Source organism: Streptomyces sp. NPDC051183, from assembly GCF_040682455.1.
GTDB lineage: Bacteria > Actinomycetota > Actinomycetes > Streptomycetales > Streptomycetaceae > Streptomyces.
In genome coordinates this window covers 101,982-119,134 of sequence record NZ_JBFBBA010000011.1, presented here as the reverse complement: position 1 = coordinate 119,134, position 17,153 = coordinate 101,982, and the positions used below count along the sequence as shown (strand labels likewise).

Genomic DNA, 17,153 nt, shown 5'->3' with positions numbered 1-17,153 from the left:
TTTCCTCCGTTCCCGACTACCAGACGTAGGCGAGGACTTCCCCACCTACGCCCTTCTTGCCTGCCTGCTGGCCGGTCAGGAGACCGTGGGACGTGGAGATGATCGCCACGCCCAGGCCGCCGAGGACCTTCGGCAGGTTGGTGGACTTTGCGTACACGCGCAGACCGGGCTTCGAGATCCGCTTGATGCCCGCGATGGAGCGCTCACGGTTCGGCCCGAACTTCAGCTCGAGGACGAGGTTCTTGCCGACCTCGGCGTCCTCGACCTTCCAGCCGGTGATGAAACCCTCCTGCTTGAGGATCTCCGCGATGTGCGACTTGATCTTGCTGTGCGGCATCACGACGGTGTCGTGGTACGCCGAGTTAGCGTTACGCAGACGGGTCAGCATGTCTGCGATCGGGTCAGTCATGGTCATGAAGTGGCCTTCGGCCTCTCTCGCCGGGGTTTCCTGTATGCGCCATCCCTCTCCCCACTCAGTGGCGGGACGGGTGCGGTGCGGGGACCTACGGCGTAGTAAGTCGTTATGGGCGGCGGACGCCCAACCACACAAGCCTAAGGCATGCGCGGCCGGGCATCCGCCGACCAGATGCTTACCGAGAGTGCCTGGTACTTCCCAAGTCCTTGCGGACGAGGGGGATTTACCAGGAGCTCTTGGTCACGCCCGGCAGCTCGCCACGGTGAGCCATCTCACGAAGGCACACGCGGCACAGGCCGAACTTGCGGTACACGGAGTGGGGACGACCGCAGCGCTGGCAGCGGGTGTACGCACGCACACCGAACTTGGGCTTGCGGGCAGCCTTCGCGATGAGAGCCTTCTTCGCCATCTCGCTTACGCCTCCTTGAAGGGGAAGCCGAGGTGACGAAGGAGCGCGCGGCCCTCAGCGTCGTTGGTCGCCGTGGTGACCACGGTGATGTCCATACCCCGGGTACGGTCGATCTTGTCCTGGTCGATCTCGTGGAACATGACCTGCTCCGTGAGACCGAAGGTGTAGTTGCCACGGCCGTCGAACTGCTTCGGCGACAGACCACGGAAGTCACGGATACGCGGCAGCGCGAGCGACAGCGTACGGTCCAGGAACTCCCACATGCGGTCACCACGGAGGGTGACGTGGCAGCCGATCGGCTGACCCTCGCGAAGCTTGAACTGCGCGATGGACTTGCGGGCCTTCGTGACGGCCGGCTTCTGACCGGTGATCGTCGTCAGGTCCTTGATGGCGCCGTCGATCAGCTTGGAGTCGCGGGCGGCGTCGCCCACACCCATGTTGACCACGATCTTCACGAGGCCGGGGATCTGCATGACGTTCTCGTAGGAGAACTCCTCACGCAGCTTGCCCGCGATGTCCTCGCGGTACTTCGTCTTGAGACGCGGAGTGGTAGCCATCAGATGTCCTCACCCGTCCGCTTGGCAACGCGGATCTTGTTGCCCTCGTCGTCGAAGCGGTAGCCGACGCGGGTGACGACCTTCTTGCCGTCCTTCTCCACAACCAGCTGAACGTTGCTGACGTGGACCGGGGCCTCGGTGATCACAATGCCACCGGCCTGGTTCTGCGCAGCCTTGGTGTGCTTCTTGACCCGGTTGACACCCTCGACGAGGACGCGGTTCTCAGCGGGGAAGGCAACGATGACCTTGCCCTGCTTGCCCTTGTCCTTACCGGTGATGACCTGAACCAGGTCGCCCTTCTTGATCTTCATGCTTACAGCACCTCCGGCGCGAGCGAGATGATCTTCATGAACTTCTTCTCGCGCAGCTCACGGCCCACCGGGCCGAAGATACGGGTGCCGCGAGGGTCGCCGTCGTTCTTCAGAATGACGGCGGCATTCTCGTCAAAGCGGATGTACGAGCCGTCCTGGCGGCGACGCTCCTTGACGGTGCGAACGATGACCGCCTTGACGACGTCACCCTTCTTCACGTTGCCACCGGGGATCGCGTCCTTGACGGTGGCGACGATGACGTCACCGATGCCCGCGTAGCGGCGACCGGAACCACCGAGAACACGGATGCAAAGGATTTCCTTGGCACCAGTGTTGTCGGCGATACGCAGTCGCGACTCCTGCTGGATCACGTGTATCTCCTGTTTGTCTGCCGGTTCCCGGCGGGGGCCTCACTCCGAAGAGCTACCGCCCCCACCGAGCCTGGCGGAACGAACCTGAGGGAAACCCCTCAGGTGCTTACTTGGCCTTCTCGAGGATCTCGACGATGCGCCAGCGCTTGCTCGCCGACAGCGGACGCGTCTCCATGATGAGGACGCGGTCGCCGACGCCGGCAGCGTTCTGCTCGTCGTGCGCCTTGAGCTTGTTCGTACGGCGGATGACCTTGCCGTACAGGGCGTGCTTGACGCGGTCCTCGACAGCGACGACGACGGTCTTGTCCATCTTGTCGCTGACGACCAGACCCTCACGGGTCTTGCGGAATCCGCGCGCGGTCGTCTCAGTCACGTTGTTCTCGCTCATCAGGCGCTCTCCACCGTCTCGATACCGAGCTCACGCTCGTGCATCAGGGTGTAGATGCGAGCGATGTCCTTACGGACGGACTTGAGCCGGCCGTTGTTCTCCAGCTGACCCGTGGCCGCCTGGAAGCGGAGCTTGAACAGCTCCTCCTTGGCCTCGCGCAGCTTGCCAACGAGCTCCTCGTTGCCGAGCTCACGCAGCTCGGACGCCTTGGTTCCCGTCGCCATCACGACTCACCTGCCTCGCGCCGAACAATCCGGCACTTCATCGGAAGCTTGTGAGCAGCGCGGGTGAGCGCCTCACGAGCAATCTTCTCGTTCGGGTAGGACAGCTCGAACATGACCCGGCCCGGGTGCACGTTGGCGATCCACCACTCGGGAGAACCCTTACCGGAACCCATGCGGGTCTCGGCAGGCTTCTTGGTGAGCGGGCGGTCCGGGTAGATGTTGATCCAGACCTTGCCGCCACGCTTGATGTGGCGGGTCATCGCAATACGAGCCGCCTCGATCTGGCGGTTCGTCACGTAAGCCGGGGTCAGCGCCTGGATGCCGTACTCGCCGAACGTGACCTCAGTACCGCCCTTGGCCATACCGCGGCGCTTCGGGTGGTGCTGCTTGCGGTGCTTGACCCTACGAGGGATCAGCATGTCGGTCAGGCCTCCGTTCCGGTGCTCTCAGCCGGAGCGGCGGCGGGAGCGTCGGCCTTGGGGGCCTCGACACCAGCAGCCTGCTGCGGCTTGCGGCCACCACGGCCGCCGCGCTCGCCACCACGGCCACCACGGCCGGCGGGACGGTCGCCAGCGCCCTGCGCGCCACGGGCCGGGCGGTTACCCGCACGGGCCGCAGCGTTCTCGGCGCGAACCTCGGCGATGTTCTTGACGTCGCCCTTGTAGATCCAGACCTTCACACCGATACGGCCGAAGGTGGTCTTGGCCTCGAAGAAGCCGTAGTCCACGTTCGCGCGGAGGGTGTGCAGCGGCACACGGCCTTCGCGGTAGAACTCGGAGCGGGACATCTCGGCGCCGCCGAGACGGCCGCCACACTGGATCTTGATGCCCTTGGCGCCGGCCTTCATCGTGCCCTGCATGCTCTTACGCATGGCGCGACGGAAGGAGACGCGGGAGGAGAGCTGCTCGGCAACGGCCTGAGCGACCAGCTGGGCATCGAGCTCGGGGTTCTTGACCTCGAGGATGTTCAGCTGGACCTGCTTGCCCGTGAGCTTCTCGAGGTCACCGCGGATGCGGTCGGCCTCGGCGCCACGGCGGCCGATGACGATGCCCGGACGAGCGGTGTGGATGTCCACACGCACGCGGTCACGGGTGCGCTCGATCTCAACCTTCGAGATGCCGGCGCGCTCCATGCCGGACGTCATCATCCGACGGATGGCGACGTCTTCCTTGACGTAGTCCTTGTACAGCTTGTCGGCGTACCAACGCGACTTGAAGTCGGTGGTAATGCCGAGTCGGAACCCGTGCGGGTTTACCTTCTGGCCCATTACCGGGAACCTTCCTTGCTGCTGACGACCACGGTGATGTGGCTGGTCCGCTTGCGGATCCGGTAGGCACGGCCCTGGGCACGCGGACGGAACCGCTTCAGGGTCGGGCCCTCGTCCACGTACGCCTCGCTGATGACCAGCGTGGAGGCGTCCGGGTGGTTGTAGTTGTGTGCGGCGTTGGCGATGGCGCTGTCAAGCACCTTGCCAACCGGCACGCTCGCGGCCTGCGGGGCGAAACGCAGGACCGCCTGAGCCTCCGTGGCATCCATGCCACGGATAAGGTCCACCACTCGGCGGGCCTTCATGGGCGTGACGCGGATGTACCGCGCCTGGGCCCTGGCTTCCATGGTTGTCCCTTCGGTGTAAGTCATAGTCGTAACCACCCCGCCTTTAGCGGCGCTTCGACTTCCGGTCGTCCTTGACGTGGCCGCGGAAGGTGCGAGTCGGCGAGAACTCGCCGAGCTTGTGGCCGACCATCGACTCGGTGACGAACACCGGGACGTGGGTCTTGCCGTTGTGCACCGCGATGGTGTGACCCAGCATGCTGGGGATGATCATCGAGCGACGGGACCAGGTCTTGATGACGTTCTTGGTGCCGGCTTCGTTCTGGACATCCACCTTCTTTACGAGGTGGTCGTCGACGAAGGGCCCCTTCTTGAGACTGCGCGGCATCTAAACCCGCTCCTAGCGCTTCTTGTTCGTCTTGCGGCGGCGGACGATGTACTTGCTCGAAGCCTTCTTCGGCGAGCGAGTACGACCCTCCTTCTGACCCCACGGGGAGACCGGGTGGCGACCACCACTGGTCTTGCCCTCACCACCACCGTGCGGGTGGTCAACCGGGTTCATCGCGACACCGCGGACGGACGGGCGAACGCCCTTCCAGCGCATACGGCCGGCCTTGCCCCAGTTGATGTTCGACTGCTCGGCGTTGCCGACCTCGCCGACCGTGGCACGGCAGCGCGCGTCGACGAGACGGATCTCACCGGACGGCATGCGGAGGTGGGCCATGGTGCCCTCCTTCGCCAGCAGCTGCACGGAGGCACCGGCCGAACGGGCGAACTTCGCGCCGCCACCGGGACGGAGCTCGATCGCGTGGATCGTGGTACCGACCGGGATGTTGCGGAGCGCGAGGTTGTTGCCGGGCTTGATGTCGGCCGTGGGGCCGTTCTCAATCCGGTCGCCCTGCTTCAGGCTCTTCGGCGCGATGATGTAGCGCTTCTCGCCGTCGGCGTAGTGCAGGAGCGCGATGCGCGCGGTGCGGTTGGGGTCGTACTCGATGTGCGCGACCTTGGCCGGCACGCCGTCCTTGTCGTGACGACGGAAGTCGATCACACGGTAGGCGCGCTTGTGTCCACCACCCTGGTGGCGAACGGTGATCCGGCCGGTGTTGTTACGGCCGCCCTTGCTGTGCAGAGGGCGAACCAGCGACTTCTCCGGCGTGGACCGCGTGATCTCGACAAAGTCGGCGACGCTGGAGCCACGACGGCCCGGGGTCGTCGGCTTGTACTTGCGGATACCCATTTCTCAGTCCTCGTCCGATTCCGGACGACTAGACCTCCGTTAGGAGGCCTGGCCGCCGAAGATGTCGATTCGGTCGCCCTCAGCGAGGGTCACGATGGCGCGCTTGGTGTCAGCGCGCTTGCCGAAACCGGTCTTGGTGCGCTTGCGCTTACCCTGACGGTTGATCGTGTTGACCCCGGTGACCTTGACCCCGAAGACCGCTTCCACGGCCTGCTTGATCTGGGTCTTGTTGGAGCCGGGCGCGACGATGAACGTGTACTTGTTCTCGTCCAGCAGCGCGTAGCTCTTCTCCGAGACAACCGGCTTGATCAGCAGGTCGCGCGGGTCAGTGAAGGTCTTGCTGGTAACGGTCGCCTCAGACATCAGGCGTCGCTCCCTTCGGTCTCATCGGCCTTGGGGCCAGACACGAAGGACTCGAAAGCGGCCTGGGTGAAGACCACGTCGTCAGAGACGATCACGTCGTACGTGTTCAGCTGGCCCGGCTCCAGGATGTGAACCTGGGGCAGGTTGCGGGCGGACAGCCACGCGGCCTCTTCGGAGCGGTCGACGACCAGGAGCAGGTTCTTGCGCTCCGAGATCTTGCCGAACAGCGTCTTGGCGGCCTTCGTGGAGGCGGCACCCTCGACCACGCCGGTAATGACGTGGACGCGGGAGTGACGCGCACGGTCCGAGAGGGCACCGCGGAGGGCGGCGGCCTTCATCTTCTTCGGGGTCCGCTGCGAGTAGTCACGCGGCTGCGGGCCGTGGACGACGCCACCGCCGGCGAACTGCGGAGCGCGGGTCGAACCCTGACGGGCGCGGCCGGTGCCCTTCTGGCGGTACGGCTTGCGGCCACCACCACGGACTTCGCCACGGGTCTTGGTCTTGTGCGTGCCCTGACGGGCAGCAGCCAGCTGAGCGACAACGACCTGGTGGATCAGCGGAACGCTGGTCTTGGCGTCGAAGATCTCCGCGGGGAGCTCGACGGTACCGGCCTTGTCGCCTGCCGGCGAAAGGATGTCAATGGTGCTCATTACCTCAAGCCCCCTTGGCCGCGGTACGGACCAGGACGAGGCCGCCGTTCGGACCGGGGACCGCACCCTTGATCAGGAGCAGACCCTTCTCCGCGTCAACCGCGTGGATGGTCAGGTTCTGGGTGGTGACACGCTCGTTACCCATGCGACCGGCCATGCGCATGCCCTTGAAGACACGCCCAGGGGTGGCGCAGCCACCGATCGAACCGGGGGAGCGGTGCTTGCGCTGCACACCGTGACCGGCGCCGAGGCCCCGGAAGTTGTGGCGCTTCATGACACCGGCGAAGCCCTTGCCCTTGCTGTTGCCCGTGACGTCAACCTTGACGCCGGACTCGAACACCTCAGCAGTGATCTCCTGGCCGAGCGTGTACTCGCTGGCGTCGGAGGTGCGGAGCTCCACCAGGTGGCGGCGGGGGGTCACGTCGGCCTTGGCGAAGTGGCCCTTGAGGGGCTTGTTCACCTTGCGCGGGTCGATCTCGCCGAAGGCGATCTGGACCGACTCGTAGCCGTCGATGTCGTTCGTACGGACCTGGGTAACGACGCAGGGCCCGGCCTTGACAACGGTCACCGGGACGACACGGTTGTTCTCGTCCCAGACCTGGGTCATGCCGAGCTTCTCGCCCAGGACGCCCTTGATCTGCTTTGCCATCTTCTCGACGCCTCTCAGAGCTTGATCTCGATGTCAACGCCGGCCGGAAGGTCCAGGCGCATCAGCGAGTCAACGGTCTTGGGCGTCGGGTCGAGGATGTCGATCAGGCGCTTGTGCGTGCGCATCTCGAAGTGCTCGCGCGAGTCCTTGTACTTGTGCGGCGACTTGATGACGCAGTACACGTTCTTCTCAGTGGGCAGCGGCACCGGGCCCGCGACCGACGCACCAGTGCGCGTCACCGTCTCGACGATCTTCTTCGCCGAGGAGTCGATGACCTCGTGGTCGTAGGCCTTGAGCCGGATGCGGATCTTCTGTCCCGCCATGGCTACTCCGTAGTCCTGTCTGTTGTGGAAACGCTCTGGCTCTCGGTCGGCTGCGGATGACTCCGCCGCTTTCCTCCGACCCACGCGGTCGGGCGTGTCGCACTCCCTCTAGAAAAAATTCCCATACGGAAATTCCCTCTCCAAGGGGGTGCGGTCCCAAGACCGCGCATCGGGGGAAAACACCCACCGAGTGCCTGGCCGGGACCGTGCTGACGCTTCCCAGAAGATTCCCGTACGTCCGCCCCATTGCTGCCCCGAGAGGCAGGTAGAGCGACGAGTACTGTGGGACTCGCTTCCGGTCCTCCCGGCGGGAGGCGCGCAGCATCGGCACTCAGCCGAGCAACTTGAGTAGTCTGCCATACGAGGCACGTACCTGGCCAATCGGGCCGAAGAGAATACCCCGCCACGCTGAGTGGTCAAACCGCCGCACCCGTGTCCCCAGGGCGGGGTCTACCTCGGTCAGGACCGCGTGATGGTCCCGCACCCTTCACCCTTGATGTCCTGGCTCCGGTCGTACGGGTCCGACGCGGGCCCCGTGGGCTCCGGTCCGTCCGCCACGTCCTGCGGGAAGTACGGGTGCAGGAACCCGTCAGCCGCCTCGCACTCCACGTTCGACCACTCCGCGGTGTAGCTCCGCGCCTGCAGGCGGCCCCGGGTGGTCTCCCAGCGCGCCGGGTCGAGCAGCGCCAGGGTCACCTGCCGGCGCACGATGGTCCGCTGGACACTCGCGCCTCCCTTGGTCAGCGGGTGGACGAAGGTGTAGTCCGCCACCACCAGCAGTTCCCCCCGCTCCCCCGGCTCCGCGCGCATGCTGCCCCGCACCTTGACGACGTCGCCGACCGGCGTGACCTCGGCGGGGTCGAAGCGGGTGAAGAGCTCCACCGGGGTGTCCTCCGCGCTCGGATGCGTCAGTGACCGCTCCAGCCGCCCCGGAACCTCCGGCTGCCGGGGGTCCAGCAGGGCCAGGGCCGCGGCCGGACGCTCCCCGCGCAGGGTGGCCGCGTCCAGGTTGGCCGCGATCAGGAACTGCCGGGTCTTCGCCAGCGCGTCGGCGACCTGCTCCTTGGACATTCCCCCGACGGCCGTCGCCTCGGGCACCTCGATCCCCGCCGCCCCGTCGGCCCACTGGAGCGCCGGGGAGCCCTTGAAGGGGTCCTGGAGCGTCGGGCGGTCCGGGTACGACTCCGGGGGCGCGGCCGTCGGCCGGGCGGTCTCGGGGGCCAGCGGAACGCCGGCCCCGGCATCCTGCCCGGCCTTGCCCGTGACCTTGTCGATCAGCAGTTCGGGCCGTACGACGATCAGCGCCAGTCCCGCGATGAGGACCACGGCCAGGGTGGCCTTGAGCCGCCGCTTCGCCGTGCCGCGGCCGTCCATCTCCTGCCAGGCGGGACCCGTACGCCACCCCGGGGGCTCTGCGGACACGGGCTTCGCCCTGCCGAAACGCTTCTTCTGCCCCTCGGCGCGCTGCTCCTCCTCGCGCCGCAACCGCTCGGTCACCATCCGCGCCCGCGCGGACGGCTCCTTGGGAGCCTCCCCCGCACCCCGCTCCGCCTGCTCGACGAACTGCGCCCACTCCTCGTCGGAGACGCCCGGTCTGCCGCCTTCGTTCTGTGCCATGTCCCCCACCCTGAGATGCCCTTTCACACCATGCGGTGGGGAGCTTCTCACAGCCCGCCGACAGACAGTGGAACGGGGTCTGACCAGGCGGGACGACCTCCCGCACCGGAACGCGACAGCCGCCTCCCGGTTGACCGCGTGCCGGTGGCGCGGGACGCATTGGTTCCAAGTACCGGGGAAGCAAAGAACCCTTCCAAACCCCTCCAGCCTCCCGTCGGGGGCCCGTACCTCACACGGGTGAACAACGCCAACTGGGCTGGCTTTCACGGGGGTTCGCTGGCATATGCTCGCCGCGACAGCCCCCAGAAACGCGTCGGCCCCCGGCGGGACTCGCAATCCCGGCCGAGGGCCTAGCCAGCAAGGAAGACAACCCTTCCCGATGGATGCTCAGCAGCCTAGCGTGCTCGCACGCGCCTCGGTCCGGAATCCCGCCGAGACCCCCCGATCCGGTGTAGTCCACGTCAACGTGAAGCACGCCCGCAGCTTCACGGTGGTCGGCAACACTGACCGTCGGGCTGCCGCCCGAGCTGGTCCCCGTACCGCCCAGAGCCGCGTACGTACCGCCGGACCCCTTCCAGACCTGCGAGGAGTGCGGCCTCGCCTTCCGCGCCCCCGCCCCGGGGCACTGCGCCGGCTGCGGCACGACGGAGGCCGCGTAACGCCGAAGGGCCCCGCCCCACCGCCGAAGCGGTGGAACGGGGCCCTTCAGTGCAACTTGGCTGCCCGCTCGCGCGAGCTACCGGGTCAGAGCACGAAATTACTTCGTGATCTTGGTGACCTGGCCGGCGCCCACGGTACGACCACCCTCACGGATGGCGAACTTCAGGCCCTCCTCCATGGCGACCGGCTGGATCAGCTCGACCGTCATCTCGGTGTTGTCGCCCGGCATGACCATCTCCGTGCCGGCCGGCAGGGTGACGACACCCGTGACGTCCGTGGTACGGAAGTAGAACTGCGGGCGGTAGTTGTTGAAGAACGGGGTGTGACGGCCACCCTCGTCCTTCGACAGGATGTAGGCCTGGGCCTCGAACTGGGTGTGCGGCGTGACCGAACCCGGCTTGATGATGACCTGGCCGCGCTCGACGTCCTCGCGCTTGATGCCACGGAGGAGCAGACCGACGTTCTCGCCCGCCTGGCCCTCGTCGAGCAGCTTGCGGAACATCTCGATGCCGGTGACCGTGGTGGTGGTCTTGGCTTCCTTGATGCCGATGATGTCGACGGTCTCGTTGACCTTCAGGACACCACGCTCGATACGGCCGGTGACGACCGTACCGCGACCGGTGATCGTGAAGACGTCCTCGACGGGCATGAGGAACGGCATCTCGGTGTCACGCGGCGGGGTCGGGATGGCCTCGTCGACGGCGTCCATCAGGCCGAGGAGCTTGTCGCCCCACTCCTTGTCGCCCTCGAGCGCCTTCAGCGCGGAGACGCGGACGACCGGCAGGTCGTCGCCCGGGAACTCGTACTCGGAGAGCAGCTCACGGACCTCGAGCTCGACGAGCTCCAGGATCTCCTCGTCGTCCACCATGTCGGCCTTGTTCAGGGCGACAACGATGTACGGAACGCCGACCTGGCGGGCCAGGAGCACGTGCTCCTTGGTCTGCGGCATCGGGCCGTCGGTGGCGGCGACCACGAGGATCGCGCCGTCCATCTGCGCGGCACCGGTGATCATGTTCTTGATGTAGTCCGCGTGACCCGGGCAGTCGACGTGGGCGTAGTGACGCGCCTCGGTCTGGTACTCGACGTGCGCGATGGAGATGGTGATACCGCGCTGGCGCTCCTCAGGAGCCTTGTCGATCTGATCGAAGGCCGAAGCCGCGTTCAGGTCCGGGTACTTGTCGTGCAGCACCTTGGTAATGGCGGCCGTGAGGGTCGTCTTACCGTGGTCAATGTGACCGATGGTGCCGATGTTGACGTGCGGCTTAGTCCGCTCGAACTTCGCCTTCGCCACGGGGGTCCTCCTGAGAGTGGTTCTGTACGCCTTACAGATCGGCGCCAGGTGATCTTTGCTGGAAAGCCGGCCGGTCCCCGGGGCAACGGGAGTGTTGCTCCTGTTGCCCCAGAGGCTGCCGGTGACAAGCCTAAAGCGTGTACTCCGAAGAGTTACTCGCCCTTGGCCTTCGCGATGATCTCCTCGGCGACGTTCCGGGGAACCTCGGCGTAGGAGTCGAACTGCATCGAGTAGCTGGCGCGACCCGAGGTCTTGCTGCGGAGGTCTCCGACGTAGCCGAACATCTCCGAAAGCGGCACGAGGCCCTTCACGATGCGAGCACCGTGACGCTCCTCCATGGCCTGGATCTGGCCACGGCGAGAGTTGATGTCGCCGATGACCTCACCCATGTAGTCCTCGGGCGTGGTGACCTCAACGGCCATCATCGGCTCAAGGAGCACGGGGGAAGCCTTGCGCGCGGCCTCCTTGAAGGCCTGCGAACCGGCGATCTTGAACGCGAGCTCGGAGGAGTCGACCTCGTGGTAGCCACCGTCGAGAAGGATGACGCGGACGCCAGTCATCTCGTAGCCGGCGAGGATGCCGAACTTCATGGCTTCCTGCGCACCGGCGTCGACCGACGGGATGTACTCCCGCGGGATACGACCACCGGTGACCTTGTTCACGAACTCGTACGCCGCTTCGCCGCCCTCGATGGGCTCGATCGCGATCTGCACCTTGGCGAACTGACCGGTACCACCGGTCTGCTTCTTGTGGGTGTAGTCGTGACGCTCGACGGCCTTGCGGATCGTCTCGCGGTACGCGACCTGCGGCTTGCCGACGTTCGCCTCGACCTTGAACTCGCGACGCATGCGGTCGACGAGGATGTCGAGGTGAAGCTCGCCCATACCACCGATGATGGTCTGGCCGGTCTCCTCGTCCGAGTGAACCTGGAAGGAGGGGTCCTCCTCCGCGAGACGCTGGATGGCAACACCCAGCTTCTCCTGGTCACCCTTGGACTTGGGCTCGATGGCGACCTGAATAACCGGGGCCGGGAAGTCCATGGACTCCAGGATGACCGGGTTCTTCTCGTCACACAGCGTCTCACCGGTGGTGGTCTGCTTGAGGCCCATGACGGCGACGATGTCGCCGGCGCCCACCGACTCGATCTCCTCACGCTTGTTCGCGTGCATGCGGTAGATCTTGCCGATGCGCTCCTTCTTGCCCTTGACGGAGTTCAGCACCGCGGTGCCGGCCTCCAGGCGACCGGAGTAGATCCGGACGAAGGTGAGCTTGCCGAGGTGCGGGTCGCTCGCGATCTTGAACGCGAGGGCCGACAGCGGCTCGGCGTCGGACGGCTTGCGCTTCACGACCACCTCGGCGTCCTTGACGTCGTGGCCCTCGATGGCCTCGACGTCCAGGGGGGAGGGGAGGTAGCGCACGACGGCGTCGAGCAGGGGCTGAACGCCCTTGTTCTTGAACGCGGTGCCGCAGAACACGGGGGTGACAGTGGTGTCGCCACCCTTGCCGGACGCGATGGTGATACGACGAACAGCGGCGTAGAGCTGCTCCTCGGTGGGCTCGACGCCCTCCAGGAACAGTTCCATGATCTCTTCGTCGTTCTCCGCGACGGCCTCGACGAGCTTGCCGCGCCATTCCTCGGCGAGCTCGGTGTGCGAGGCCGGGATGTCGACGACGTCGTACATCTCGCCCTTGGAGGCTTCGGCGGACCAGACGAGCGCCTTCATGCGGACCAGGTCGACAACACCCTGGAAGTCCATCTCGGCACCGATCGGCAGCTGCATGACGATCGGGGTCGCGCCGAGGCGGTCCGTGATCATGTCAACGCAGCGGAAGAACTCGGCGCCGGTACGGTCCAGCTTGTTCACGAAGCAGATGCGCGGCACGCCGTAACGGTCGGCCTGACGCCAGACCGTCTCGGACTGCGGCTCCACACCGGCGACACCGTCGAAAACGGTGACGGCACCGTCGAGGACGCGGAGCGAACGCTCCACCTCGACCGTGAAGTCAACGTGACCCGGGGTGTCGATGATGTTGATGGTGTGGTCGACCTCTTCGAGAGGCCAGTGGCAGGTGGTCGCGGCAGACGTGATGGTGATACCACGCTCCTGCTCCTGCTCCATCCAGTCCATCGTGGCGGCGCCGTCGTGGACCTCACCGATCTTGTACGACACACCGGTGTAGAACAGGATGCGCTCGGTGGTGGTCGTCTTGCCCGCGTCGATGTGAGCCATGATCCCGATGTTGCGGACCTTGGCCAGGTCAAGCGAAGTGGTAGCCATAAGGCTTCGGTCTTCTCTCGGTCTCGATGTGGGGTGGGACTACCAGCGGTAGTGCGCGAAGGCCTTGTTGGACTCGGCCATCTTGTGCGTGTCCTCGCGCTTCTTGACGGCAGCGCCAAGACCGTTGGAGGCGTCGAGCAGCTCGTTCATGAGGCGCTCGGTCATGGTCTTCTCGCGGCGGGCGCGGGAGTAACCCACGAGCCAGCGCAGCGCGAGGGTCGACTGGCGGCCCGGCTTGACCTCAACCGGAACCTGGTAGGTCGCGCCACCGACACGGCGGGACTTGACCTCGAGGGACGGCTTGACGTTCTCCAGCGCGCGCTTCAGCGTGATGACCGGGTCGTTGCCGGTCTTCTCGCGGAGGCCTTCCATGGCGCCGTAAACGATGCGCTCGGCGGTGGAGCGCTTGCCGTTCAGGAGGATCTTGTTGATGAGCGAGGTCACCAGAGGAGATGCGTAGACCGGGTCGATGATGACCGGGCGCTTCGGGGCGGGGCCCTTACGAGGCATTCTTACTTCTCCTTCTTGGCGCCGTAGCGGCTGCGGGCCTGCTTGCGGTTCTTGACAGCCTGGGTGTCAAGCGCACCGCGGATGATCTTGTAACGAACACCCGGCAGGTCCTTCACACGGCCACCACGCACGAGCACGATCGAGTGCTCCTGCAGGTTGTGTCCCTCACCCGGAATGTAAGCGGTGACCTCGATGCCAGAGGTCAGACGCACACGCGCGACCTTACGCAGCGCCGAGTTCGGCTTCTTCGGGGTGGTCGTGAACACACGCGTGCAGACGCCGCGACGCTGGGGCGAAGCCTCAAGCGCGGGGGTCTTTGTCTTCTCGACCTTGTCCTGCCGGCCCTTACGGACCAGCTGCTGGATCGTAGGCACTACTTCTCCGGTTTCTGTGTGCCGTGTAGTGAAGCTAACCTGGAACTTTGCCGACCCACGCGGTCGGGTGTGTCGGATCCGGCGGACCTCCGCGCAAGCACGGAAACGCATGGATCGCGGTGGCGGATACGGGCTCCAGTGCGGTTGGTGGACACGCACGTGAGCCCAGGCACACCCCAGGCACAAGGTCTGAGCGTACCTACCGCATCCACTCCGGTCAAAACAAAAGCCCCGGCCCCGGGCCCGGCAGACCCCCACAGGCCATGCGCCGCACGGGCGAGGCCTCCGCGCGGCCCCGCCGATGTCGTACCGACGCACGGATGTGGTACGGGGCCATCCGCAACCCGGCCGCGAACCTCCGCCCGAAGTGCGCAAGCGGGAATGCGCGGGCGGCCCGGCCACTAAACTGCCCTGCGATTCAGCCCACGATTCGGCCCAAAGGGCACGACCACATCAGGGAGCGGGACATTGGGGACGGCCACGACCGAGCCGACGGACACGGACGCCCCTCCCCGCCCCGCAGCCGGGCGCCGCCTCTCCGGGCTCACCCGGCTCACCCGGCTCCCACGGCGCTCCCGGCTGTACGGGCCCCTGCTCGCCTTCCTGGTCACCTCGGGCGCCTTCTGCGCCTCCTGGGTGCTGCGCGGCACGTTCCCCTTCGGCAACACCGGCCGGGCCGTCAACGACCAGGCCAACCAGTACGTGCCCTTCCACCGGGCCCTGTGGGACCTGGTCCACGGCCACGCCGCCGGCGACGTCTTCTTCACCTGGCGCGGCGGCTTCGGACAGCAGTTCCTGTCCGACTACTACACGTACCTCGGCAACCCCTTCTCCTGGCTCGTTGTGCTCGTCCCCCGCGCCCACGTCGACCTCGCGGTCTTCGCGATCACCCCGATCACCATGGGCACCGCCGCCGCCCTGATGACCGTGTACCTCGGGAAGCTGAAACCCGGCCCGTGGTGGCAGCGCGGCGTGCTCGGAGCCACGTACGGCCTCTGCGGATGGGCGCTCAGCGACGCCTCGTACATCCCGATGTGGCTGTGGGGCCTCGTCGCGCTCCCACTCCTCGGCATCGCCGTCGAATGGTGCCTGGAGGAGCGCCGCTGGCCCGGTGTGGCGGCGCTCGTCGCGCTCGCGTGGTTCGGGAACTTCTACACCGCGATGATGGCCACGATGGCCGCCTGCGTCCTCCTCGCCATCCGCCTCGTCACCCGCGACATGACCGGCGCGCAGCGGCTGCGGGCGCTCTGGCGGGCCGCCACCGCGGCGACGACGGGCATCCTCCTCACGCTGCCGCTCCTGCTGCCGTCGTTCCTGTCCAGCGGCTCCGCGCAGCCCACCCAGGCCGGCGCCTTCGACCCGGTGCGCATCGAGGTCTTCCTGACCGGCATGCTCCCGGCGACCTACCTGTGGGGCGGCCGGCCGCGGCTGTACGTGGCCTCGCTCGGGCTGATCCTGGCCGGTGCCTTCGTGCTCAACTCGGGCATCGCGAAGCGGACCCGCCTGGTGTGGGCGGCGGCGACGCTGCTGGTCGTGGCCTCGTTCCAGTTCCCGCCGACCCAGTACGTGTGGCACGGGCTGGCGGTGCCGAACGGCAACCCGTACCGCGAGGCCTTCGTCTTCAGCGGGATGGTCGTCGTCGTCGCCTGGCTCTCGCTCGCCCATCGCCCGCGCCCGCTGCACCTGGCCCTGGTCGCCGCGCTGCTCGTCGCAGCCACCTTCGTGCTCCGGCACACCGACGACTTCGGCGGCTGGACCTGGCCCGCCGTGCTCGGCGGCGGATCCGTCTCGCTGCTGGCGCTGGTCCTGCTGGCGCTGGGCGAGAAGCGCCGCGCACTGATCCCCGTGGCCGCCGCCCTGATGATCGGCGTCGTCTTCGCGGAATCCACGGTCGCCGCGGTCAACGCGGACTCCCGGCGGGCCCGCGAGCGCTGGGCGAAGCCGGTCGCCACCTCGAACCAGTCGATCACCAACCAGTTCGCCGCCGTCCGGGGCGTGGACGGCTGGCCCGCGTACCGGACCGATTCGGGCGCGCCGCAGAGCTCGTACAACGACGCCCTCGCCCTGCGCGCGGAGGGCCCGCAGTACTACAGCAGCTACCTGCCCGAGGTCACCTACCGGGCGCTGGAGCCGCTCGGCTACGGCTTCAAGAACGACGGCCGGACCTTCTTCGGCGCCGACAACCCGGTGCTCGACGCGATCTTCTCCATCGGCGCCCGGGTCGAGCCGGGCCCGGCGAAGAACAGCTGGGCGGCCCGCCTCTTCCCCGCCCCTCCCCTGGTGACGGTCCGCCCGGGCCCGTACACCTCCCCCAACCCCGCCGGCAGCGTCTACGCCCGCCAGGAGAACGTCCTGGGGGCCACCGTCTACCAGGTCCCGCCCGTCACCCGCGGCGGCACCCCCACGGAGCAGACGTACGCCGCCCAGTGCGCCCCCGGCTCCGAGGCCTTCTGGTTCTCCCCCGAGATCTACGGCAGCCTCCGCGCCGGCGGCGGCCCCGAGCAGGCCCTCCAGGACCGCATGTCCGGCGTCCTGCGCCTGGGCAAGGTCCCGGCTTCGGGCCGGCTCGACATCACGGTCAGGACCGCCACCCGGGGCGCCACGGCCGGCGAGCACCCCATCGGCTGCCTGGACCCCGCCGGGCTCGACGCGGCGGTCGGCCACCTCAAGGCCACCGGCGCCATGCACGTCAGCGCGGGCGGCCACAGCATCGAGGCCACCCTCCCCGAGGGCGCCAAGGGCACGGCGGTCATCGCCACGACGGCCGTCCCCGGCTGGCAGTGCTCCGCCCCGCTCCAGGACTTCCACGGCCTCCTGGCGGTCCCCCTGGCGCCGGGCACCACCAAGGTCTCCTGCACCTTCACCCCGAAGGGCCTCAAGGCCGGCCTCGCCGGCGGCGCCCTAGGCCTGATGGTCCTGATCGCCGCCTCGATCACCACCCTCCGCCGCCGCCACCCCTGACCGGGCCCGCCGA

Annotated in this window: 22 protein-coding genes; 1 reads left to right on the top strand and 21 read right to left on the bottom strand. The window is 67.1% G+C overall.

The genetic code is table 11. The features are described 5' to 3' along the window. Positions 1 to 16: 16 nt before the first annotated feature. The 21 genes from rpsH to rpsL all read right to left on the bottom strand — a co-directional run bounded on the left by rpsH (position 17) and on the right by rpsL (position 14,179). Positions 17 to 415 carry a 30S ribosomal protein S8 gene (rpsH, locus tag AB0M99_RS12575; RefSeq protein ID WP_007265911.1) on the bottom strand — a complete coding sequence of 133 codons (399 nt, stop codon included), beginning with the start codon at positions 413 to 415 and terminating at the stop codon, positions 17 to 19. Positions 416 to 638: 223 nt separating this feature from the next. Next, positions 639 to 824, bottom strand: coding sequence for a type Z 30S ribosomal protein S14 (locus AB0M99_RS12570; RefSeq protein WP_003956452.1), 186 nt, complete (start codon positions 822 to 824; stop codon positions 639 to 641). A 5-nt stretch (positions 825 to 829) separates the two neighbouring features. Beyond that, positions 830 to 1,381 (bottom strand): 50S ribosomal protein L5, encoded by a 552-nt coding sequence (gene rplE, locus AB0M99_RS12565; RefSeq protein ID WP_030008469.1) that lies wholly within the window; start codon positions 1,379 to 1,381, stop codon positions 830 to 832. Next, the gene (rplX, locus tag AB0M99_RS12560) at positions 1,381 to 1,692 is read right to left on the bottom strand and encodes a 50S ribosomal protein L24 (RefSeq protein ID WP_150258782.1); all 312 of its coding nucleotides are present in this window, start codon (positions 1,690 to 1,692) and stop codon (positions 1,381 to 1,383) included. Before rplX ends, rplE begins: the two co-directional genes overlap by 1 nt. A 2-nt stretch (positions 1,693 to 1,694) precedes the next feature. Beyond that, positions 1,695 to 2,063, bottom strand: a complete 369-nt coding sequence (rplN, locus tag AB0M99_RS12555) for a 50S ribosomal protein L14 (RefSeq protein WP_008739701.1) — start codon at positions 2,061 to 2,063, stop codon at positions 1,695 to 1,697. A gap of 106 nt (positions 2,064 to 2,169) precedes the next feature. Beyond that, positions 2,170 to 2,451 (bottom strand): 30S ribosomal protein S17, encoded by a 282-nt coding sequence (rpsQ, locus tag AB0M99_RS12550; RefSeq protein WP_365919396.1) that lies wholly within the window; start codon positions 2,449 to 2,451, stop codon positions 2,170 to 2,172. Further along, the gene (gene rpmC / locus AB0M99_RS12545) at positions 2,451 to 2,675 is read right to left on the bottom strand and encodes a 50S ribosomal protein L29 (protein ID WP_008739703.1); all 225 of its coding nucleotides are present in this window, start codon (positions 2,673 to 2,675) and stop codon (positions 2,451 to 2,453) included. Before rpmC ends, rpsQ begins: the two co-directional genes overlap by 1 nt. After that, a complete protein-coding gene (gene rplP, locus AB0M99_RS12540) occupies positions 2,675 to 3,094 on the bottom strand; it encodes a 50S ribosomal protein L16 (protein WP_243629930.1) in 420 nt (139 codons plus the stop codon). Before rplP ends, rpmC begins: the two co-directional genes overlap by 1 nt. A 5-nt stretch (positions 3,095 to 3,099) precedes the next feature. Further along, positions 3,100 to 3,942: a 30S ribosomal protein S3 gene (gene rpsC / locus AB0M99_RS12535; RefSeq protein WP_030230639.1), complete on the bottom strand. Its 843-nt coding sequence runs from the start codon at positions 3,940 to 3,942 to the stop codon at positions 3,100 to 3,102. Next, positions 3,942 to 4,289, bottom strand: a complete 348-nt coding sequence (gene rplV / locus AB0M99_RS12530) for a 50S ribosomal protein L22 (protein WP_007265904.1) — start codon at positions 4,287 to 4,289, stop codon at positions 3,942 to 3,944. The genes rpsC and rplV overlap by 1 nt, the downstream gene beginning before the upstream one ends. Before the next feature lie 43 nt (positions 4,290 to 4,332). After that, positions 4,333 to 4,614, bottom strand: coding sequence for a 30S ribosomal protein S19 (rpsS, locus tag AB0M99_RS12525; RefSeq protein ID WP_008739713.1), 282 nt, complete (start codon positions 4,612 to 4,614; stop codon positions 4,333 to 4,335). Between the two features lie 12 nt (positions 4,615 to 4,626). After that, positions 4,627 to 5,463, bottom strand: a complete 837-nt coding sequence (rplB, locus tag AB0M99_RS12520) for a 50S ribosomal protein L2 (protein WP_069921522.1) — start codon at positions 5,461 to 5,463, stop codon at positions 4,627 to 4,629. A 39-nt stretch (positions 5,464 to 5,502) separates the two neighbouring features. Then, complete coding sequence (rplW, locus tag AB0M99_RS12515; protein WP_030154694.1) at positions 5,503 to 5,826, bottom strand: 50S ribosomal protein L23; 324 nt, start codon at positions 5,824 to 5,826, stop codon at positions 5,503 to 5,505. Further along, a complete protein-coding gene (rplD, locus tag AB0M99_RS12510) occupies positions 5,826 to 6,476 on the bottom strand; it encodes a 50S ribosomal protein L4 (protein WP_365919392.1) in 651 nt (216 codons plus the stop codon). Before rplD ends, rplW begins: the two co-directional genes overlap by 1 nt. A 4-nt stretch (positions 6,477 to 6,480) precedes the next feature. After that, a complete protein-coding gene (rplC, locus tag AB0M99_RS12505) occupies positions 6,481 to 7,125 on the bottom strand; it encodes a 50S ribosomal protein L3 (protein WP_007265899.1) in 645 nt (214 codons plus the stop codon). Positions 7,126 to 7,139: 14 nt separating this feature from the next. Further along, complete coding sequence (rpsJ, locus tag AB0M99_RS12500) at positions 7,140 to 7,448, bottom strand: 30S ribosomal protein S10 (protein ID WP_003948644.1); 309 nt, start codon at positions 7,446 to 7,448, stop codon at positions 7,140 to 7,142. 459 nt (positions 7,449 to 7,907) lie between these two features. Next, positions 7,908 to 9,065 carry a hypothetical protein gene (locus AB0M99_RS12495; RefSeq protein ID WP_365919390.1) on the bottom strand — a complete coding sequence of 386 codons (1,158 nt, stop codon included), beginning with the start codon at positions 9,063 to 9,065 and terminating at the stop codon, positions 7,908 to 7,910. 757 nt (positions 9,066 to 9,822) lie between these two features. Then, complete coding sequence (tuf, locus tag AB0M99_RS12490; protein ID WP_365919388.1) at positions 9,823 to 11,016, bottom strand: elongation factor Tu; 1,194 nt, start codon at positions 11,014 to 11,016, stop codon at positions 9,823 to 9,825. Between the two features lie 152 nt (positions 11,017 to 11,168). Then, entirely contained in the window at positions 11,169 to 13,295 is a 2,127-nt protein-coding gene (gene fusA / locus AB0M99_RS12485) for an elongation factor G (RefSeq protein WP_365919386.1), read from the bottom strand. Between the two features lie 39 nt (positions 13,296 to 13,334). Beyond that, positions 13,335 to 13,805: a 30S ribosomal protein S7 gene (gene rpsG, locus AB0M99_RS12480; RefSeq protein WP_007265894.1), complete on the bottom strand. Its 471-nt coding sequence runs from the start codon at positions 13,803 to 13,805 to the stop codon at positions 13,335 to 13,337. Positions 13,806 to 13,807: 2 nt separating this feature from the next. After that, the gene (gene rpsL / locus AB0M99_RS12475) at positions 13,808 to 14,179 is read right to left on the bottom strand and encodes a 30S ribosomal protein S12 (RefSeq protein ID WP_007265893.1); all 372 of its coding nucleotides are present in this window, start codon (positions 14,177 to 14,179) and stop codon (positions 13,808 to 13,810) included. A gap of 468 nt (positions 14,180 to 14,647) precedes the next feature. Here rpsL and AB0M99_RS12470 point away from each other — a divergent pair, with 468 nt between their 5' ends. Beyond that, positions 14,648 to 17,140 carry a YfhO family protein gene (locus AB0M99_RS12470; protein ID WP_365919383.1) on the top strand — a complete coding sequence of 831 codons (2,493 nt, stop codon included), beginning with the start codon at positions 14,648 to 14,650 and terminating at the stop codon, positions 17,138 to 17,140. Positions 17,141 to 17,153: the final 13 nt, after the last annotated feature.